General features: G+C 70.6%; 18 protein-coding genes. 6 read left to right on the forward strand and 12 right to left on the reverse strand.

Features of this window, described 5'->3' with window-relative positions:
* Positions 1-37: 37 nt before the first annotated feature.
* From AP234_RS03150 to AP234_RS03170, 5 genes are all read right to left on the reverse strand, one after another.
* A complete protein-coding gene (locus tag AP234_RS03150; RefSeq protein WP_235557954.1) occupies positions 38-1291 on the reverse strand; it encodes a pectate lyase in 1254 nt (417 codons plus the stop codon).
* 326 nt (positions 1292-1617) lie between these two features.
* Positions 1618-2367 (reverse strand): hypothetical protein, encoded by a 750-nt coding sequence (locus AP234_RS03155; protein ID WP_055477951.1) that lies wholly within the window; start codon positions 2365-2367, stop codon positions 1618-1620.
* 13 nt (positions 2368-2380) lie between these two features.
* Positions 2381-4210 carry an extracellular solute-binding protein gene (locus tag AP234_RS03160; protein WP_055477952.1) on the reverse strand — a complete coding sequence of 610 codons (1830 nt, stop codon included), beginning with the start codon at positions 4208-4210 and terminating at the stop codon, positions 2381-2383.
* A 124-nt stretch (positions 4211-4334) separates the two neighbouring features.
* A complete protein-coding gene (locus tag AP234_RS03165) occupies positions 4335-4880 on the reverse strand; it encodes a type 1 glutamine amidotransferase domain-containing protein (protein WP_055477953.1) in 546 nt (181 codons plus the stop codon).
* 144 nt (positions 4881-5024) lie between these two features.
* Positions 5025-5306, reverse strand: coding sequence for a helix-turn-helix domain-containing protein (locus tag AP234_RS03170; protein ID WP_055477954.1), 282 nt, complete (start codon positions 5304-5306; stop codon positions 5025-5027).
* Positions 5307-5361: 55 nt separating this feature from the next.
* On the opposite strand from AP234_RS03170, the gene map reads away from it, so the two are divergent.
* From map to AP234_RS03185, 3 genes are all read left to right on the forward strand, one after another.
* Positions 5362-6129 carry a type I methionyl aminopeptidase gene (gene map / locus AP234_RS03175; RefSeq protein WP_055477955.1) on the forward strand — a complete coding sequence of 256 codons (768 nt, stop codon included), beginning with the start codon at positions 5362-5364 and terminating at the stop codon, positions 6127-6129.
* Between the two features lie 229 nt (positions 6130-6358).
* On the forward strand, positions 6359-7318 hold the full coding sequence (locus AP234_RS03180) for a LysR family transcriptional regulator (RefSeq protein ID WP_055477956.1): 960 nt from the start codon (positions 6359-6361) through the stop codon (positions 7316-7318).
* A 114-nt stretch (positions 7319-7432) separates the two neighbouring features.
* Complete coding sequence (locus tag AP234_RS03185; RefSeq protein WP_055477957.1) at positions 7433-8620, forward strand: S1 family peptidase; 1188 nt, start codon at positions 7433-7435, stop codon at positions 8618-8620.
* A 154-nt stretch (positions 8621-8774) separates the two neighbouring features.
* On the opposite strand, the gene AP234_RS03190 is transcribed toward AP234_RS03185, so the two are convergent.
* The 5 genes from AP234_RS03190 to AP234_RS03210 form a co-directional block, all read right to left on the reverse strand.
* Positions 8775-9533: a decaprenylphospho-beta-D-erythro-pentofuranosid-2-ulose 2-reductase gene (locus tag AP234_RS03190; protein ID WP_055477958.1), complete on the reverse strand. Its 759-nt coding sequence runs from the start codon at positions 9531-9533 to the stop codon at positions 8775-8777.
* A gap of 37 nt (positions 9534-9570) precedes the next feature.
* Entirely contained in the window at positions 9571-10926 is a 1356-nt protein-coding gene (locus tag AP234_RS03195; RefSeq protein ID WP_055477959.1) for an FAD-binding oxidoreductase, read from the reverse strand.
* Positions 10923-11933, reverse strand: coding sequence for a decaprenyl-phosphate phosphoribosyltransferase (locus AP234_RS03200; protein ID WP_055477960.1), 1011 nt, complete (start codon positions 11931-11933; stop codon positions 10923-10925). The genes AP234_RS03195 and AP234_RS03200 overlap by 4 nt, the downstream gene beginning before the upstream one ends.
* 166 nt (positions 11934-12099) lie before the next feature.
* Positions 12100-14415 (reverse strand): acyl-CoA dehydrogenase family protein, encoded by a 2316-nt coding sequence (locus AP234_RS03205; RefSeq protein ID WP_055477961.1) that lies wholly within the window; start codon positions 14413-14415, stop codon positions 12100-12102.
* Positions 14416-14491: 76 nt separating this feature from the next.
* Complete coding sequence (locus AP234_RS03210) at positions 14492-15442, reverse strand: hypothetical protein (protein WP_152990205.1); 951 nt, start codon at positions 15440-15442, stop codon at positions 14492-14494.
* Positions 15443-15659: 217 nt separating this feature from the next.
* Here AP234_RS03210 and AP234_RS03215 point away from each other — a divergent pair, with 217 nt between their 5' ends.
* From AP234_RS03215 to AP234_RS03225, 3 genes are all read left to right on the forward strand, one after another.
* Positions 15660-16745 (forward strand): trypsin-like peptidase domain-containing protein, encoded by a 1086-nt coding sequence (locus AP234_RS03215; protein WP_055477963.1) that lies wholly within the window; start codon positions 15660-15662, stop codon positions 16743-16745.
* A 107-nt stretch (positions 16746-16852) separates the two neighbouring features.
* Positions 16853-17263: a nuclear transport factor 2 family protein gene (locus tag AP234_RS03220; protein WP_055477964.1), complete on the forward strand. Its 411-nt coding sequence runs from the start codon at positions 16853-16855 to the stop codon at positions 17261-17263.
* Positions 17264-17373: 110 nt separating this feature from the next.
* Positions 17374-18423 (forward strand): adenosine deaminase, encoded by a 1050-nt coding sequence (locus tag AP234_RS03225; protein ID WP_235557928.1) that lies wholly within the window; start codon positions 17374-17376, stop codon positions 18421-18423.
* A 2-nt stretch (positions 18424-18425) separates the two neighbouring features.
* Here the strand turns inward: AP234_RS03225 and AP234_RS03230 are convergent, their stop codons facing one another.
* A complete protein-coding gene (locus tag AP234_RS03230; RefSeq protein ID WP_235557929.1) occupies positions 18426-18965 on the reverse strand; it encodes a GntR family transcriptional regulator in 540 nt (179 codons plus the stop codon).
* Positions 18966-19116: 151 nt separating this feature from the next.
* Positions 19117-19737 carry a TetR/AcrR family transcriptional regulator gene (locus tag AP234_RS03235; RefSeq protein WP_200926196.1) on the reverse strand — a complete coding sequence of 207 codons (621 nt, stop codon included), beginning with the start codon at positions 19735-19737 and terminating at the stop codon, positions 19117-19119.
* Between the last annotated feature and the right edge of the window lie 43 nt (positions 19738-19780).

The raw sequence follows: 19780 nt of genomic DNA on the forward strand, positions 1-19780 counted from the left end.
CCCTGGTCAGGTCACGCCGTCGACTTCGGCCGGTGGACTACCTGTAGGTGATGTCCGAGCCGGAGTAGAGGCAGTTGACGCCGTCGGCGCCTTCGCCGATCTTGCTGGGCTCGCTGCCCTTCGGCACGCCCTTGTACTTCTCACAGATCACGATCTTGTGGTTCGGGTCGTTCACGATCGTGATGTCGGAGAACCGCGCGGTGTCGCCCCAGTTGGTGTTGATGCCGGCCAGGGCCTTGCCCGGGGAGGTCGCCACGATGTTCGACATCACGACGTGGCGCTGGTAGGAGCTCGAGCAGTTGCCGCAGGCGCGGTAGAGCTTGCCGAAGTCCTGCACCTGGAAGTTCTTGATGACCATCGTGCCGGGGCCGTTGTGCTGGAACACCTTGTCCGAGGCCTTCCTGGCGCCGCCGCCGTCGATGGTCATCGTCTGGGAGGACGAGGAGCCCTTGAGCGTGGCCGCGTCCTCGCCGACGTCCTCCCACCAGACGTTCTGCAGCGTGCAGGTGCCCAGGCAGTGGACGCCGTCGGCGGCCGGTGAGCCGATGACGACGTTCTTCAGCGTGGCGCCGTTGGCCAGCTCGAAGAGCGGGTCCTGGCTCTCGCTCTGGCTGCCGTCACCCATGTCGCCGGAGGCGTAGTAGCGCTTCATGCCGCCGTCGAGGGTCCCCGACACCGAGATCGTGCTGGTGACCGGCTGCTGGCCGTTCGGCGAGGGCCAGCCGGACGGCGGCCCGCTGGTCGGCGTGGGCGTGGGCGTCCTCGTCGGGGTCGGGGTCGGGGTGGATGTGGGCACGGAACCGGCCGGCTGGAGCGTCCAGCTCTTGCTGGTCACGGAGTCGCAGGAGTTCTGCTGGACCGGCGCCCCGGAGGAGCTGGAGCTGTCCTTGATGTTCAGGCACTTGTCGCTGTTCGCGTTGACGACGTGGGAGTCCGTGCGCGCCGCGACGATCTCCCAGGTCTGCGACGAGGCTCCGGTGCAGGACTGCTGCTGTACGGCCTTGCCCGCCGAGGTCGAGGCGTCCTTGACTCCGGCGCACAGGCCGCTGTTCCCGGCCACCAGCCGGAAGCCTCCGCCCTGGGACGAGAGCGTCCACACCTGTGCGGACGAGCCGTCGCAGCCCGACTGCACGAGTTGCACTCCGGTCGAGGTGCTGCCTCCCGGCACGGTCAGGCACAGCCCGCTGTTGGAGTTGACCAGGCGGTAGGCTCCGGGACCCGGCGCCGCCGCGTTCGCCCCGCCGGCGAGACCGGCCGCCACGGTGACGGCCGCGGTGATCGTACCGACCACCCCGGCCAAAGTTCTGCTTCTCCTTCTCAAAGCCGAACTCCTCGCATGTTGGGCAGGACCCCTGACCGGGGTGGCCTGGGCCGTGGGGAGCCGGCCCGCCCTGGTCCCGCAAGCGATGGTGTTCATGAATATGAACGATATCCATGAACAGGAACACTCGGTAAGTTACGGATCCCGATAAGCCGGGTCAAGCATTCGTCCCCGCCATGGCCGTACGCCCCGGGCGGACCGGGATTTTCCCTCGTAGAAGCCGACCGAGGCCGCCACGACGCCTGAAAGTTTCACAGTCGTGCCCACGACGAGGTGTGCGTCAGGCGGACCGGAGCTCAGCCGAGGTCGCCCCGGGTGGACTCCTCGACCTCGCGCAGGCTCTGCCGGGTGAGCTCCAGCTCCGAGGTGAGGTCTTCGAGCGCCTTCATGCCGCCCTCGGGCCCGGACGAGGTGGCCGCCATCGTGGAGATCTCGACGGCCCGGGCGACCAGGCCCTCCAGGCTGATCGCCCCGGACTCCAGCCGGGCCAGCAGCCGCTGCCGCGCGCCCGACACCCGGTCGTACACCTCCTGCTGCGCCGCCAGCGACGCGATCGACCGGTCGAGCTCACCGGCGACCTCGGCATGGGCCGACCGCCTGGCGCGGGTGAGCCGGTCACGCTCCTGGTGCAGGAACCGCGGGTCGAAGCGGGCGAGCGCGGAGCCGGTCACGGTCGCGTGACCGGCCAGCCGGCGCAGCGTCGCCACCGTGTCGTCCACCTGGGGCCGCATCGCGGCGATCCGGTCGAGCAGGATCTGCCCGCGCATCGAGGCGGTCAGGTCGGCGAAGGTCCCGGCCGCCCGTTCTGCCCGCCGCAGCCATCCCTCCTCCACGCTGCCCCTGGCGATGGGCAACTCCTCCGGTTCTGCACCACCGCCGTCCCCGGTCGACTGCCAGGCCGAGGCGAACGCCTTGACGAGCCAGACGGCGACGCCGACGAAGGCCGCGCCGACCGGATGCACGTTCACGGCCCAGGCGACGCCGCCCGCCGTGGCGCCCAGGAGCAGCGCCCAGGGGTCGCGGAGTTCTGCACTGAAGCGGGACACGTTCGGCTCCGGCTCAGAAGTTGGAGATCACTGCGGTGAACACCTGATCGATGCTGCCCGGCTTGCGTGAATCGTAGGCCGCCGCGTCGGTGGTCTGCGAGATCTGCCGGAGCACCCCGAGATCGGCGTCGGCGCCGTACGCGATCGTGAACATCCGGACCGTTTCCTGCCCGGCCTCCTTGTGCAGCTCGGCGAGGAGGTCGTCCAGGGAGATCGAGTTGTTGTCCTCGTTCCTGCCGTCGGTGAGGAAGACCACCGCGTTGATCGCGTCGTCGCTCTGGCGCTGCAGCACGTGCTCGTAGGACGCGAGCGCCGTGTCGTACAGGCCGGTGCCGCCGTTCGCGATGAGACCGTCGATCCGGCTCTTCAGCCGGCTCTGGTTCCCCCGGCCCATCGGCACCAGCTCGCGGTGGTCCTTGTTGCCGTCCTGCTTGAGGGAGAACATCCACAATCCGACGCTGTCGTTCGGGCCGAACTGCGGCAGCGCGTTGATCGCCGCCTGCTTGGCCAGGTCGAGCTTGGTCTTGCCGGTGCCGGGCACCTCGGCGCCCATGGAACCCGAGACGTCGAGGACCAGCAGCACGTTGGCGGGTTTGCGCAGCTCGGCCCAGCTCTTCAGGACCCGGTCCAGCACCCCCGGCGCCGGCACGCTCAGCGTCGTCGCGGGTTCCTTGGGATCGAGGCCGTTGGCCTTGGTGATCAGCTTGCCCGGCTCGCCCTCGAAGGAGCGGAAGGCGTACTTGCCGAACTCGTCCTGCTGGTCCGGCGATTGCAGATATTTCAGGAAATCGGCGGCGGCAGCCTTCTTGTCGTCCTCCGTCCAGGACAGCACGGCGTACGGATGATCCGAGAAGAGCGTGCCCTCCTTCGGGTAGATCGCCACGAGCGGGACCTTGGGCTTGGCGTGCTTGCCGAGCGTCGCCGGGTCGCCGGTCGGGTTGCCCTGGTTGTAGTCCCACACCGACTTCTCCTCGACGGCGACCGCGGAGACGTACGACATCGCGGCGCCGGAGTCGTCGGCGTTCTGCAGGTTCGACAGGAACGTCAGGGTGGTGTCGCCGTAGTGGACGATCGACCGCTCGACGCCCTTCACGAAGTCACGGGTGCGCCCCGCGCTCACATCACCGTCCGAGAGGTCGCCGGACAGCCCGGTCGCGGCGAAATAGGCGCCGATCGTCGCGTTGAGGCCGGAGGTGGAGAAGTTCGGGTTGGTCTTGCCGAGGCGGAACGCGCCCCACTCGGGGTGGTCGTACTTCGCCCACCCCTTCGGGTCGTTGGCGAGATCCAGCACGTCCGACCAGCCGATCTTCTTGGCCGGCCAGCCGAGCGCCTTCGCCATCGGCTCGGGCATCGCGATCACCAGGGGGGACTTGGCGATCGTCGGGTTCTCCGCGGCGACGAGGCCGGCCCGGTCACCGTCCTCGACCCGCTGCTGGAGCAGGCTGATCCAGCCGGTGCTCGCGGGCGTCCACACATCGGGCCTCGGCCCGTCCACCCGCTTGTCCCAACCGCGGGCCAGCGCCTGCATCGCCTCGCCGGACGCCTTGGAGTTGACCACCACGTCGACGCAGCGGCCGTCCACCTCCCGCCCGCTGTACGCCCCGGCCATCTTGCGGAGAAGCTCGGCCTTCTCACTGGACACGGCCACGGTCAGCGTCACGCCGCCGTCGCCGCAGGCCCGGCGCCCAGCGGCCCCGTCATCACCACCCGCACCGCTCCCGGCGGTTCCACCGGTTCCGCCGAAGAACATCCGTAACCCCACGATGAGCGCGCCCGCAAGGATGATCGCGACGATGAACGGTGCGAAGCTCCGGCGGCGCTTCTGCTGTTGTGGGGGATACATCCGTCCTCCATGGCCAACCCGGGAAAGTGTCAGCACCTATCCCGACGAACGGCGACCCAGGTTAGTTGCCGTTCGTCACAGTTGGCTAACCGCGCCCCTGCTCTTCGGGGGCGCGCAGCGCGGGTCAGGAGCCGAGGGCGTCCACCGTGGCCTGGCAGAAGGCCTTGAGGTCGTCCGGCTTGCGGCTGCTGACCAGCGTGTTCGGGCCGCCGCCGCAGACCACGACCTCTTCGTCCACCCAGTCGGCGCCGGCATTGCGCAGGTCGGTGGCCACGCTCGGCCAGGAGGTCATCCGGCGGCCGCGTACGACATCGGCCTCGATCAGGGTCCACGGCCCGTGACAGATGACCGCGACCGGTTTGCCCGCCTCGAAGAAGCCCTTGACGAACCGTACGGCCGCGTCCTCTGTGCGCAGGTGGTCGGGGTTGGCGACGCCGCCCGGCAGCACCAGGCCGTCGAAGTCGTCGACGGACACCTGGCCGACGGTGGCGTCCACCGGGAAGGTGTCGGCCCGGTCCAGATGGTTGAACGCCTGGATCTCCCCCGGCCTGGTCGAGATCAGACGGGGCGTGCCTCCGGCCTGCTGAACGGCCTTCCACGGCTCGGTGAGCTCGATCTGCTCGGCCCCCTCCGGCGCGACGAGGAACGCGACTGTCCTGCCCTTGAGCATGTCTCCCCCTTCGGCATGTTCATCGTCCGCAGGCGCACTGCCCGGCAAGGGCCGATCTATGCGGCCCCGCGCGAACCGGGCCCCGCGTTTCCGTACGCCACCGTCCGATGTGCCGAGCCCGCGGGTGCCGAGCGCGTCGCGACGTCAGCCGGCTCTTCGGAACTCGGAGCCGTCCCGGCCCGAGGCATCGGCGCAGGCCACGGCGAGCTCGTCGAGGGACAGACCCAGCGCCGCGGCCAGCGCCGCCACCGTGAAGAAGGCCGGCGTGGGCGCGCGGCCGGTCTCGATCTTGCGCAGTGTCTCGGCGGACACCCCGGCCGCCGCGGCGACCTCGACCATGCTGCGCTCACCGCGAGCCTGCCTGAGCAGGGCGCCGAACCGTTCTCCCCGCTGTCGCTCCTCCGGGGTCAGAGGCACTCTCACCATGACCGTGATACTAATACCGGTATAGTTATTGGAGTCAATCGGGAGGTCGGGGAACGTGGTGGAGATCAAGACCGACGCGGGACTGGAGGCGATGCGGGAGGCCGGGCGGGTGGTGGCGCGGGTGCTCGCCGCCGTACAGAAAACGGCGGCCGTCGGAGTTCGGACGGCCGATCTGGACGAGACCGCCCGGGCGGTGCTGCGCGAGGCGGGGGCGCGGTCGCCGTTCCTGGGATACCGGCCCCACTTCGCCCCCACGCCATTCCCCGCCGTGATCTGCGTGTCCGTCAACGACGCCGTCGTACACGGCATCCCCGACGGCCGTCGGCTGCGCGATGGCGACCTCGTCAGCGTCGACTGCGGAGCCGAGCTCGACGGATGGGCGGCGGACGCCGCCGTCAGCTTCATCGTCGGCACGGCCCGCCCCGCCGACCTCGCCCTCATCGACACCGCCCGCGCCGCACTGGAGGCCGGCATCGCGGCCGCCACCGTCGGCAACCGGATCGGGGACATCTCCCACGCCGTCGGCACCGTCGCGGGCGCGGCCGGCTACGGCATGCCGAGGGACTTCGGCGGGCACGGCATCGGCCGCCGGATGCACGAGGACCCCCACGTCCCCAACCGCGGCCGTCCGGGCCGGGGCTATCCGCTCCGCCACGGGCTCGCCCTGGCCATCGAGCCGATGCTCATGGCCGGTGGCCACGATCACTACCACACCGACCTGGACGGCTGGACGCTGCGCACCACCGACGGCAGCCGTGCCGCACACATGGAGCACACCGTGGCGATCACCGATGACGGCCCTCGCGTCCTGACCCTGCCCTGAGCCGTGACATTCGCAGCGGCAAACCGACGAACCGCACCGCACCGCGCGAAACCACCACATCACCGTACGGATCACGATTTTCGCGGTTCCGCAAAAATCGAGCACGAGATCATATAGGATAAAGTGGAATAACGACGGCCGGGGGTGACGCCTGCCTTAACTGACTTAAGTCAAGTTTAATGACAACTCGGGGATTGCGGGCATATCACAGTAGTCGTACCTTCCCGGTATGGATCTGGAGCTCCGTCATCTAAGGATCGTGCGTGAAGTCGCGGACGCCGGCAGCGTCACCAAGGCGGCCACCCGTCTCGGTCTGGCTCAGCCTTCGCTCACCGCACAGCTCAAGCGCATCGAGCGCTCTCTCGGGGGTCCCCTTTTCGAACGCGACCGCAACGGCGCCCGTCCCACGCCACTCGGCGAGATGGTCCTGGCCCGCGCCCGCGTCCTGCTGCCCGCCGTACGCGAACTCCAGGAGGACGCGGTACGGTTCGCCAACACCTCCGAGCAGATCCCCGGCTACCGCCTCGGCGCCACCAACGGGTCCATCCTCGGCGGCCTGGTCGAACGCCTCACGGCCGACAGTCCGGGCACGCCGGTGACCACCCGCACCTCCTGGTCCGCGCGCGAGCTGACCACGATGGTGACCGCGGGCCTGCTCGACTTCGCCCTGGTCGGAACGTGCGGCGACAGCCCACCGCCCCCGTCGGACACGATGAGCTGGAGTGTCGTGGCCACCGACCCGGTCTTCGTCCTGCTCGCGGAGAATCACCCGCTCGCGGGGGAGAACGAGCTGGAGCTGTCACAGCTCGCGGGGGCGCAATGGGCGGCCGTGCCCGGGGAGGGCTGCTTCTCGGACTGTTTCGTCGTCGCCTGCGCCCGCTCCGGATTCGTACCGAAGTCGATATACGAGTCCGACATCGCGACCTGTCTGCACCTGGTCGGGGTGGGCAAGGCCGTACTGCTCTGCCAGGCGACGTTCCAGCTCACCTCGGGGCTGGTGATGATGCCGCTGGCCGGGGCCCCGCTGCGCTGGCGACACCTGCTGGGCTGGCACTACGACTCGATCGCCGCACGGGTGGCGCCCACGGTCGCCGCCTATGCCCGGGCGGCGCACGCCGACGCGGTGTCCCGCAGCCGCCGCTACGCCGACTGGCTGATCAGCAACCCCCACTTCGGCACGGTTCCCTGACCATAGCTTCGGGTCGATTCCATAGCACGGCGCTATGGACGAAATGGTAGGTTCCCAAAATTTGACACTCGGCTAACTTGGCGGTCAACCCCCCTGTCAACCGAGGAGAACGACATGCCCGACAGGCGCAGGTTCCCCCGGCACGCGGTTACCGCCGGCTGTGCCGTGGCCGTCAGCGCGATCACTCTGATGGCCGGCCCCGCGTCCGCGGCCCCCGACCCGGGTGCCGTTGCCTCCGACCACTCCTCCGTCCAGTCCGTCACGACCGAACCCCTCCCCGCCGTGATCGAGGCGATGGAGCGCGACCTCGGACTCAGCGAGAGCCAGGCGCGGGCCCGGCTGGTCAACGAGGCCCGCGCGATGGCGACCGACGAGAAGGTCCGCGCCAGGCTCGGCGACTCGTTCGCCGGGTCCTGGGTCACCGGCCCGACGTCCGACGCACTGATCGTCGCCACCACCGATGCCGCCGAGGCCGGCGCGATCCTCGCCGCCGGCGCCCAACCCAAGATCGTCGACCGGTCACTGAGCACGCTCGACGCCGCCAAGGAGGCACTCGACCAGGCCGCCACCCCACCCGCCTCGACCCCCGTCTGGTACGTCGACGTCAAGAGCAACAGCGTCGTCGTGCTCTCGTCCCAGCCGGCCGAGGCCGAGGCCTTCATCGCCGCCAGCGGCGCCGACAGGTCGCTGGTGCGGGTGGAGCGGTCGGCCGAGCGGCCGCAGACGTTCTACGACCTGCGCGGCGGCGACGCCTACTACATCAACAACTCGTCCCGCTGCTCCATCGGCTTCTCGGTGCGGCGGGGCAGCACCAACGGGTTCGTCACCGCCGGCCACTGCGGCCGCGCCGGCGACAGGACGACCGGGTACAACGGGGTCGCCCAGGGCACCTTCCAGGGGTCGTCGTTCCCCGGCAACGACTACGCCTGGGTCGCGGTGAACAGCAACTGGACGCCGACGCCGTACGTCGGGCGAGGAGGCGCCAACGTCGCCGTCCGCGGCTCGTCGGTGGCTCCCATAGGCTCCTCGATCTGCCGTTCCGGCTCGACCACGGGCTGGCACTGCGGCACCGTCCAGCAGTTCAACGCCAGCGTCCGCTACTCCCAGGGCACGGTCTCCGAGTTGACGCGGACCAACGTGTGCGCCGAGCCCGGCGACTCCGGCGGCTCGTTCATCTCCGGCAGCCAGGCCCAGGGCGTGACCTCCGGCGGCAGCGGCAACTGCACCTACGGCGGCACGACCTACTTCCAGCCCGTGAACGAGATCCTTCGCGTCTACGGACTCACGCTCGTCACCGGATGACCCATCACCGGGCGATGAGACGACCCCGGTAACGACACCACCTCCCGGCGCCGCCGCACCCATCCCCCCCGGTGCGGCGGCGCCCCTTTCTTCCGCACCAGGCTCATTCCGCACCAGGCTCATTCGGCAGGCGCTCATTCGGCAGGCGGCACGCTCAGCGGGGCAGACGGCGCCAGATCGCCCTGGGCAGGAGCCGCATCACGGCGAATACCGGTCCGAGCCGGGGCGGCACCCATACGGTCCGCCGGCCCGACCCGAGCGCGTCGACCACGGCGTCCGCCACCGCGTCCACGGTCACCGACATCGGGGCGGGGGTCATCCCCTCGGTCATCCTGCCGATCACGAACCCCGGGCGGACGAGCACGACCCGGGCGCCCGACCCGTGGAGGGAGTCGGCCAGTCCCTGGGCGAAGCCGTCCAGCCCCGCCTTGGCCGAGCCGTACACGAAGTTCGCCCTGCGCACCCGCACACCGGCCACCGACGACAGCACCACGAGTGTGCCGTGGCCCTGCTCACGCAGCCGCCTGGCGGCGGCCAGACCGGCCGAGACGTGCCCGCCGAAGTTGACCGCGACGTCACGGGCGGCCGCGACCGGGTCCTCGTCGTAGACGGCCTGGCTGCCGAGCACGCCGAAGGCCGGGATCACCACGTCGAGGTCGCCGAGCTCGGCAGCGGCCGCCTCGATCAGCGCGGCGTGCGTGTCCGGCCGGGCCGCGTCGAAATCGGCCAGATGGACCTCGGCCCCGAGCCGTTCGAGCCGTTCGATCTCCTCGGCGGGAGCCGTACCACCCCGGGCGGCCAGCATGACGCGGCGGGCGCCGTCCCGGACGAGCCGCTCGACGATGGCGAGGCCGATCTCGCTGCGTCCACCCAGCAGCAGAACCGTGTCGACCCGACCCAACGCGTTTCTCACATTCCTCATCAAAGCAGGTCCACGATCAAGGTACCTATCAGAGCAGGCGCAGCCGCCGCGCCAGGTCGGAGACGAACAGCCCGCCGGGGTCGGCCCGCCGCCGGATCTCCCGCCACTCGTCGAGCCGGGGGTAGGTCGCGGCCATCATCTCGGCGGACATGCGGGAGTCCTTGGCCAGATAGATCCGTCCCCCGGCGGCGGCGACCCACTCGTCCAGCTCGGTCAGCAGCCCGGCCAGGCCGGGCTGGGCGGCCGGGATGTCCAGGGCCAGCGTCCACCCGGGCATGGGGAACGACAGCATCGCCGGAGTGCCCTGCCCGAACCGCTTGAGCACGGTCAGGAACGACACCACCCCCGCTCCCGACAGCCGGGCCACCACCCGGCGCAGGGTGTCCTCGGCCCCGAACGGCACGGCGAACTGGTACTGCACCAAGCCGCGTGAGCCGTACATCCGGTTCCATCCCGCGACCCCGTCCAGGGGGTGGAAGAAGGGCGCGATGCCCTGGACCAGGCGTTTCCCCGCTGCGGGGGCGGCCTTGCCGTACCAGGCGGCGTTGAACGCCCTGACCGTCGCGCGGTTGAGCAGCCCGCCGGGCACCCAGGGGGGCGCGGCGAGGCGGGGCCGGGGGGCGAAGGCGAGCCGGTCGCCGCGCATCCGGGCGGGCAGATCAGCGGTCGTGGCGTGGTCGCCGCGGGTGAGCACGCTCCGGCCCATCCGGCGGCCCCCGGCCAGCAGGTCGATCCAGGCGACGGTGTAGCGGTAGCGGTGATCGGTCTCGGCCATCACCTCCAGGGTCTGGTCGAGATCGCGGGTCCGTTCGACGTCCACGACCATCCGGGAGGTCTCGACGGGCACGCAGCGGAAGGTCGCCTCGACGATGACGCCGGTCAGCCCCATGCCGCCCACGGTGGCCCAGAACAGCTCGTCGTCCGGGGTCAGCTCGCGCAGCGTTCCGTCGGCGGTGAGCAGGCGCAGCGAGCGGACGTGCGCGCCGAAGGAGGAGTCGACGTGATGGTTCTTGCCGTGGACGTCGGCCGCGACGGCCCCGCCGACCGTGACATATCGGGTGCCCGGGGTCACCGGGACGAACCAGCCTTTCGGCACCAGATCGGTCATCAGATCATGCAGGCCGGCCCCGGCCGAGGCGGTGACGAGGCCGTCGGAGCCGAGCCGCCAGGCCGGTTCCGGTCCCGTACGGCCGAGTGCCGTGCAGTCGAGGACCAGGCCGCCGGCGTTCTGGGCGGCGTCGCCGTACGAACGGCCGAGGCCGCGCGCCACGACGCCGCGCCGGCCTGCCCGCGTGAGCAGTTCGGCCGCCTCGGCGGCCGATCGCGGGCGCTCCAGGGTCGCGGGTGTGGGGGCGGTGCGGCCCCACCCGGTCAGCAGGGTCATGACAGGTGTATCCCGAGGGCGAGCAGGAGCAGCATGAGGCCGGCGAAGACCTGGAGCGGGCGATCACCGAGGGCGAGTTCCTCCGGTTCCTCGCCCACTCCGCGGTCCACGAGTAGAGCATGCCGCAACACGACCAGGACGAGCGGCACGATGCCCAGCGCGTAACACACCTTGGCCGCCCCCGTGTGCTCCTGGAGAGCCCAGAGGCAGTACGTCACGATCATCGCCCCCGACGCCATGGCGCGGACGTGGGCGAGATAACTCGAGGTGTAGACGGCGAGCGTGGCCCGGGTGCCGACGGCCGCGCCGCCGATGGCCGTACCACCGGTGGCAGTGCCGTCCGAGGCGGGGGCTGACACGGTGCAGACGGACGCGGTGGGCGCGGTGGGCGCGGACGCAGTCGGGGCGGAGGCGCGCAGTTCCGCCTCCCGTTTGCCGGCGACGATCAGGAGCGACCCCAGCGAGACGACGACGAGGAACCAGCCCGTCACGGGTACGGCCACCGCCACGGCGCCGGCGTACGCCCGGATCACGTGGCAGCAGGCGATGGCGACGAGATCGACGACCGGCTGGTGCTTGAGCCATCGGGTGTAGGCGAAGGTCAGCGCGAGATATGCGGCGACCACGGCCCCGAGCGGCGGCCCGCCGGAGAACGCGACGAGCAGACCAAGCCCGAGCAGGACCGAGCCGACGATCCGGGCGAGCCGCACCGGCACGATCCCGGCGGCGATCGGCCGCAGCCGTTTGCGCGGGTGGCGACGGTCGGCCGCCACGTCCGCCGCGTCGTTGAACAGATAGGTGCCGCTCGCCGCCAGGCAGAACGCGGCGAACGCGATGAACGCGCCGCGCAGCCCGGCGCCCGTGGTGAGCACTCCGGCCGCGGCCGGGGCGGCGAACACGAGCGCGTTCTTGAGCCACTGCCGGGGCCGGCAGGCACGCAGCAGGCCGGCCGACTGCGCTCGCATCACCGTGCCGGGTCGCGCCGCTTCCGTCGATGTCGTCGCCATCGACGGCGCGGCGCTCTTCCCGCTCACGGACGGTTCAGCCGTGCCGGGCCTGCGAATCGCGCAGGAAGAGGAGGGGGGCGGCGATGAGCATGATTCCGAGGATAGGTGAGATCAACAGGATCGTGCAGCCCGATCACGCCAGGAGAAAACCACACGAAAGGGAAGGCTACTTGCCGGGCTCCGGGTCACGTGGGAGCCCCAGCATGCGCTCTCCGATGATGTTGAGCTGCACCTCTGTCGTACCCCCGTAGATCGTCATGGCACGGGTGGCCAGGATGGCGCGGTTCCAGTAGCCGACGTCGCCGAGCTTCCAGTCCGCCGCGGCGACCGCCGCGGCGCCGAGCAGGTTCACCGCCGTCTCGGACACGTGCTGGGCGTGCGAGGTGGACAGCAGCTTGCGCACCGACGCGTCGGCGCCCGGCTCTCCTCCGGCGATCTGGCGCAGCGTCACCCGCAGCGACAGCGCGTTGATCGAGTGCGCCTCGCCGACCACGCGCGCGACCTCCTGCCGCTCGACCGGGGTGAGCTCGCGGCCGAGCCTGCCCACCAGGCCGAGCAGGTCGGGCACCGAGGCGCCGGCGACGCCCGAGTCGGAAGACAGCGACACCCGCTCGTTGGAGAGCGTGTTACGCGCGACCCGCCAGCCCTCGTCGACCTCGCCGACGACCAGTTCGTCGGGCACGAACACGTCGTCGAGGAAGACCTCGTTGAACAGGTTCTCCCCGGTCATCTCGGTGAGCGGGCGCACGGTGACGCCCGGCGCCTTCATGTCGACGAGGAAATAGGTGATGCCGTCGTGCTTGGGCTTGCCGGGGTCGGTGCGGGCGATGCAGATCGCCCACTCGGCGACGTGCGCGAGGGACGTCCAGATCTTCTGTCCGTTGAGCCGCCAGCCGCCCTCGACCCTCTCGGCCTTCATCTGCAGCGAGGCGAGATCGGAGCCGGCGCCCGGCTCGGAGAACAGCTGGCACCAGACCATCTCGCCGCTCAGCGTGGCCGGCAGGAAACGCTCGCGCTGCTCGGGCGTGCCGTACGAGACGACGGACGGCACCACCCACGCGCCGATGGCCAACCGCGGCGGCTTGATCTCGGCGGCCCTGATCTCCTGGTGGATCAGGACCTGCTCCAGCGGGCTCGCGCCGCGGCCCCAGGGCTCGGGCAGGTGGGGCATGACGAAGCCGGCCTTCGCCAGCGCCCGTCGCTGCTCCACGCCGTGCAGCGCCGCGATCTCGGCGAGCTCGGCGCGGATCGCGGTGCGCAGCGGCTCGGCCTCCGCAGGCAGATCGATCTCCATCTCGCGGCGGACGCCGTTCAGCGCGAGCGCGGCGACCGTGTCGGCCCACTCGGCCGACGGGCCGAGCAGCGCCCTGATCGTGAGGGCCCGCCGGTAGTAGAGGTGCGCGTCATGCTCGAACGTGTAGCCGATCCCGCCGAACGTCTGGATCGCGTCCTTGGCGCACAGCACGGCCGCGTCGGGCGCCATCATCCCGGCGATCGCCGCGGCATAGGCCCGCTCGTCGCCGGTCGCCCGGGTGGCGTCCCAGATCGTGGCCCTGGCCTGCTCCAGCGCGACGAGCATTCGCGACAGCTTGTGTTTGACGCCCTGGAACTGCCCGATGGGACGGCCGAACTGCACGCGGACCTTGGCGTACTCGGCGGCAGCGGCCACGCACCAGGCCGCCAGGCCGACCGCGTCGGCGCCCAGGATGATCGCCGCGAGGTTGCGCACCTCGGTTTCGGTCAGGCCGTCGAGCAGGCGCTCCGCCGGTACGGCCACCGCCGCCACCTCGACCTTCGCCGAGCCCCGGGTGAGGTCGAGCGGCCCGATCGGCGTGATCACGGCCTGGCCGGCCTCTACGGCCACCCACACTTGTCCGCGGTCGGTCGACACCGGCAGGACCAGCACGTCGGCGAGGGCTCCGCCGAGAACGGGCTCGGCCACGCCGCTGATCGTCAGCACATCCCCATCGCGGACGCCCGAGATCGAGCCGGTCAGCGCGAGCGCGCCCACCAGGGTGCCGTCGGCGAGGCCCGGCAGCAGTTCCGCCTGCGCCTTGCCGCCCGAGGCGAGGATCGCGGCGCTCGCGAGCACGGACGGGACGTACGGCCCCGGCGCGACCCGTTCGGCCAGCGCCTCGACCGCGACCACGGTCTCCAGCAGGCCATATCCCGAGCCGCCGTGCTCCTCGGGGATGTGCAGGCCGAGCAGCCCCTGGTCGGCGAGCCCGCTCCAGTAGGGTGGGCGGGTCTCGGCGGCCGAATCCACTTCCAGGTCGGCTTTCCGGTCGGCCTTCCGATCCGCATTCCGGTCGGCTTTCTGATCCGCTTTCCGGCTCGCTTTCTGATCCGGCGCTGAGCGTGCGGCCGACGTGGTCAGGACATCGACGACACCGCGCACCACGTCAGCGGGAATGTTGCGCTCGGCCCACCCGATCACCGATTCGCGGAGCGCCCCATGCTCCTCGCTCAGCCCGATCGCCATGTGATCCTCCGCTCCAGAAGCCTGATAGAACCATATTCTGGAGTAATGTTCGTTGGCTAGATCAGGTCAGAACGGATTAGATCGGGCTTATCGTCCAGGCCAGCATGTTCAGGTCGCGGTAGCGTTCGGCCCGATCGTCCGGCACGGTCGCGAACAGCATCGCGGGCTTGCTTTTCCCCGATTCCACGATCGCCACGATGGCCCGAGACGACCGCCGCTCGCCGTCGATCACGTAACGGATCCGATAACCCAGCAGCCAGCCCATGCCTCGCCGTACCGGCTGGGAAGCGGTCCAGGTCAGCTTGGCTCCCGGCGGCTGGTAGCGCAGCGACCACCTCGCCGCCCGGGCCGCGAGCCTGCGATAGTCGGCATAGACGGTCGGCGTGCCGGGAGCCCCCGGATAGGGCGCCGAGCCGATCACCGCCTGCGGGAGCCGTACGGCACCGACCCGCTGGGCGGACCCGAACGGCGCGAGTTTCGTCTCCCGCCACGGCGCACCGAACCCGGCGTAACTGATCCCCGCCGTGCGGTCGGTGACGTACGAGGCGACGGGGGTGCCGGGCCCGGGGTGGACGGGCATGTTCCGCCGGCTCGGCACCCTGGGAAGCCTGGGAAGCGTCGGACGCGGCGACGGCCTCGCCGAGGAACTCACCGCGGACTGCCTCGCCGCGCCGGCCGCCCCGTTCCCCCCGTCCCGCTGCGGCTTGTCGTCGGAGAAGACCAGGAAGACCAGCACGATCGCGATGACCGTACCGATCACCGCGGCGATCGTGTACGCACCGCGTTGCGACACATTCGTCACCGCACGGACGGCCCGGCCGGCAAGGCCGTGCTCCCGCCGGCCCGTCCCGGCGGTGACGGCCCTGAACTCCTGCGTACGAGTCAGGTCCGCCCGGCCGTCGGGCGCCTCGGGCCCGGAGCGCTCTTCGGGGCGTACGCGGGGAAGTGGCGTGGTCTGCGCCTCATAGGAACGGATGAAGGGCACACTCCGCCCATGCTCGGCCGGATCAGCGCCGCCTTCCGCCATATCCGCAGATTATCGACATCGGCAGTGGATGGATACGCCCCGGTCTCCATCCCCGGGAAATCTCCGTACTTCTCGAAGACGCTATCGCCACTCACCGCCTGCCCGCTCTTTCTGATTCGCGTTCTGATTCGCGGCGGGCGTACGGCTTCGGAATCGAGAACGTCAATCACCGGCGCGTGCTCCGGTAGCGACCGCCGTTCTGGGTAGACCAGCCGCTATGGAGCTCTCACGGAAGGTCACCCGAACTGCGGCGGCGCTGGCACTGGCCACGCTCACCGCATGCGGGGGCGGCGGCCTGGCGACCAACACCCCGGCGGCGCAGCAGACCACCCCCGCGACACCCGCTCCTCCCGCAGCCTCCCCCGCGCCCACGAGTCCGACCGACCTGGAGTCGTCCTACGAGCGCGTCATCAAGAAGGTGCTCCCGTCGACCGTGCAGATCACCACGGGCCGATCCCTGGGTTCCGGGATCATATACGACACCGAGGGTCATATCGTGACAAACGCCCACGTCGTGGGCGATTCACAGGAGTTCGACGTGACGCTCGCGACCGGGGGCAAGCCCCGGAAGGCGAAGCTCGTCAGCACCTTCCCCGCCGGGGACCTGGCGGTCATCAAGGTCGACGACACCGCGGGCCTCACACCGGCGTCCTTCGGCCGGTCGGCCGGCCTCCGGGTCGGGCAGATCGTGCTCGCCATGGGCAACCCGCTCGGCTTCTCGGGCAGCGTGACCCAGGGCATCGTGTCGGCCCTCGGCCGTACCGTCTCGGGCGAGAGCCACCAGGGCAGGCCGGGGGCGACCATCTCCAACGCCATCCAGACCTCGGCCCCGATCAACCCGGGCAACAGCGGCGGCGCCCTCGTCGACCTGTCCGGAAAGGTCATCGGCATCCCGACGCTCGCGGCCGTCGACCCCGAGCTCGGCGCGGCGCCGGGCATCGGCTTCGCCATCCCGAGCGACACGGCCACCGATGTGGCCGACCAGATCATCAAGAACGGCCGGGTCGTCAACAGCCACCGGGCCGCGCTGGGCGTCCGCGTGGGCACGGCGGTCGACACCCAGGGCAACCCCATCGGCGTCGTCGTCGGCTCCGTCACCCCCGGCAGCGGCGCGGAGCGGGCGGGCATCACGCCCGGCGACGTGATCCGGAGCATCAACGACAAGCCGACTCCGACGGCCAACGCGCTGTCCCAGCTACTGGCCTCGTTGAGGCCGGGCGACAAGGTGACGGTCAAGCTGCTCCACCCCGATGGCAGCACGGCCACGGTCAACGTCGTCCTCGGCGAGCTCCCCACCTCATAAGCCGTGTTTCAGCACTCCCCGGGCGCATCTCGCCAGGGGAGTGCATCGTTGGTCTATCGGCGACAGGAAATCGGAAATCCCCAACTTGTGCCCTGGAAGGTGAGAACGTGACCGACGATCGAGAACCCGTCAGCGCCGCCGAGGTGCATCGCCGCCTGGTCGAGGCGTACGGAGACGTCCTCGCGGGCCGGCTCGACGAAGCCCTCGAGTTGATCGACCCGGATGTCGTCGATCACCGAGGTGGGATCTTCGGCGACTACCACGGCAGGGAGGCCTGGCGGCGCACATGGGAAAGCGTGGCGGAGAACGGCTTCCGCAACGTGTCGGTGACGATCGAGCAGAACGCCAGCGATGGCGAAATGTCGGTCAACAGGTACATAAGCCGCGGCGTCCACCGGGCGACCGGCCGCCACTACGAGATCCTCACCATCGACATGGTCCGGGTCCGCGGGGGCCGGGTGGTCGAGCACTGGACTCTGCGCGACGTGGACGCGATGCGAAACCAGCTGACCCGATGAGCCTCGTCACCGGAGGCCGCGGCGGGCCGCGCGTGAGATCTTGACAAGTTGATGGGAGATAACCGGACTTCGGCTGGTGGACGGCCGGACCCGATTGTTACGGTCATCGCGTGATCTCCCCCGAACTCACCCGGTTCATCGCCGGTCTGCCCAAGGCCGAGCTGCACGTGCACCACGTCGGCGCCGCCTCACCCCGGATCGTCGCCGAGCTCGCGGCCCGCCACGAGGGGACCACCTCCGTGCCGGCCGACCCCGCCCTGCTCGAGTCGTTCTACGACTTCCGGGACTTCGACCACTTCATCGAGGTCTACCAGGCGGTCGTGGACCTGGTCAGGAAGCCGGACGACCTGTGGTCGCTCATCCACGGCGTCGGCCGCGACATGGCCGAGCAGCGGATCCGCTACGCGGAGCTGACCATCACCCCCCAGCCCCACCTTGCCAGGGGCTTCGCGCCCGACGAGTTCTGCGAGATCGTCGAAGACGCCCGCAGGCGGGTCGAGGCCGACTTCGGCACCGTGCTGCGCTGGTGCTTCGACATCCCCGGCCCCGACCTCGCCGTCGCCGACCAGACCCTGGCGGTGGCACTCGACCAGCGTCCCGAGGGGCTGGTGAGCTTCGGACTGGGCGGTCCCGAGGCCGGCGTGCCGCGCAGCCGGTTCGCCCCGCACTTCGCCGCCGCACGCGCCGCCGGGCTGCACTCGGTGCCGCACGCCGGGGAGGTCACCGACGCCGGGATGGTCTGGGAGGCCGTACGGGAGCTCGGCGCCGAGCGGATCGCACACGGCATCAGAAGCGTGGCGGACCCGGCCCTGCTCGAATACCTGGCCGCCAACGAGATCACGCTCGAGGTGTGCCCCACGTCCAACGTCCGCACCGGGGCGGTCCCGGGCCTGGCCGATCACCCCCTGCCCGAGCTGGTCGAGGCCGGGGTGCCCGTCACGATCAACACCGACGACCCGCCGATGTTCCGCACCACGCTGAACCAGGAGTACGCGGTGGCCGCCGAACTGCTCTCCCTCGACGCCGAGGGGGTCGCCGACCTGGCGCGGTCGGCCGTACGCGCGTCCTTCCTCGACCCGGCGGGAAAACGCGCCCTCCTCGCCGAGATCGACGCCTACACCACCCTCCACGACCGGGGCCACCGGGCCGAGATGGGATGACTTCAGAACTCGTCGGCGCCGGTCACCTGGGCGATGGGGAAGATGTGCCGGGAGGCTGCGCAGACGGTCTCCAGCGCGTGGATCGGGACGTCCTCGGTCGAGTGGCTGATCCGCAGAATCTCCACGACCCATTCGCCGTCGTCGAGTTCCAGGGTTTCGGCCTCCGACCCCGCGGGCGGCCGGGCGATCAGTCGCTCCTCGGCCCACCCGAACCGGTGCCCCAACGCCTCGATGCCCGCCTGCAGGCTCGGCCTGACGAAGTCGGGCTCGCACAGCGGCGTGCCGCCGAACAGGTCGAGCCGCAGATAGCTCGTGGCGATCCGTACGGGGACGTCGTCGGCGAGCAGCAGCTTGCGCCGCGCCACGACGTCCGTACCGGGCTCGACCCGCAGCGCCTCCGCCACGTACGGCCCGGCGGGCTCGGGGCCGACGTACAGCATCCGGCGGCCGGCGCGGACGCCCTGCCGCTCGGCCTCGGTCATGAACAGCGACGCGGAGGACCGCACGGCCGGATCCGTGGGCAGCGCCCGTCTTACGATCACACGCCTGTCCTGCCCGGCCCTCCGGGCCCGACCCGCATCGAAGTTCGCCACCCCGCGACTCTAGACGACGTCCGCCGACCGGCCGCCGCACTGCCGGAGGTGACCGCTACCGCCGGCTTGAACACATGAGTCACCGTTCACGTACCGAGCCTCAGGGCGCGGTGGCGAAGAGCCGGTCGAGGTGCTCGTCCAGGACGGCGAGTGCCGTCTCCGGACTGCCGTGCCCGATGAGTACATGCGTGCCGAGACCCTCGGCCAGCGCGAACAGCGCCGCCGCCGCCCGTTCGGGATCCGGTCCGGCGGACACCTCGCCGGCGTCCTGGGCCTGGCGGATCAGCAGGACCAGCACCTCATGCAGCGCGGCGTAGCCCGCGCGCAGGTGGTCGGCCAGTTTCGGGTTCACCAGCGAGCGGGCGGTGAACGCGGTCGCGATGCGCAGCTCGGCGCGGCGCCGGTCATCGCCGGGCACCAGTTCGGCCAGGATGCCGCGCAGCACTGCGCGTGGCGACTGCCCTCCCAGGCTGAGGCTCTGCCGTACCCTGTCGGTTCCCTGCTCGCTGATGTAGTCCAAGGCGAACAGCAGCATCTCGTCCTTGCTGCGGAAATAGTGCTGGACGGCGCCCAGCGAGACCTCCGCCCCGGCCGCCACGTCACGCAGGCTCACCGCGTCGAGCCCGTGGAGGTCGATCATCGCCAGCAGGGCCTCCGCGATCTGCCGCCGCCGCTCCTCATGCCGGGCCCCCAAACCCCGCGTACGACTGTCCTTGCCCACGGCACTCTCCAGCATTTCGATACAAGCGACTTGTTCTGCTATC

Origin of the sequence: Sphaerimonospora mesophila (assembly GCF_001417795.1) — a bacterium.
Classification (GTDB): Bacteria; Actinomycetota; Actinomycetes; order Streptosporangiales; family Streptosporangiaceae; genus Sphaerimonospora; species Sphaerimonospora mesophila.

Coding starts and splice junctions, on each gene's coding strand:
- AP234_RS03160 (WP_055477952.1), bottom strand. CDS start 4,210: ATGTATCCCCCACAACAGCAGAAGCGCCGCCGGAGCTTCGCACCGTTC.
- AP234_RS03165 (WP_055477953.1), bottom strand. CDS start 4,880: ATGCTCAAGGGCAGGACAGTCGCGTTCCTCGTCGCGCCGGAGGGGGCC.
- AP234_RS03170 (WP_055477954.1), bottom strand. CDS start 5,306: ATGGTGAGAGTGCCTCTGACCCCGGAGGAGCGACAGCGGGGAGAACGG.
- AP234_RS03180 (WP_055477956.1), top strand. CDS start 6,359: ATGGATCTGGAGCTCCGTCATCTAAGGATCGTGCGTGAAGTCGCGGAC.
- AP234_RS03185 (WP_055477957.1), top strand. CDS start 7,433: ATGCCCGACAGGCGCAGGTTCCCCCGGCACGCGGTTACCGCCGGCTGT.
- AP234_RS03195 (WP_055477959.1), bottom strand. CDS start 10,926: ATGACCCTGCTGACCGGGTGGGGCCGCACCGCCCCCACACCCGCGACC.
- AP234_RS03200 (WP_055477960.1), bottom strand. CDS start 11,933: ATGGCGACGACATCGACGGAAGCGGCGCGACCCGGCACGGTGATGCGA.
- AP234_RS03205 (WP_055477961.1), bottom strand. CDS start 14,415: ATGGCGATCGGGCTGAGCGAGGAGCATGGGGCGCTCCGCGAATCGGTG.
- AP234_RS03210 (WP_152990205.1), bottom strand. CDS start 15,442: ATGGCGGAAGGCGGCGCTGATCCGGCCGAGCATGGGCGGAGTGTGCCC.
- AP234_RS03215 (WP_055477963.1), top strand. CDS start 15,660: ATGGAGCTCTCACGGAAGGTCACCCGAACTGCGGCGGCGCTGGCACTG.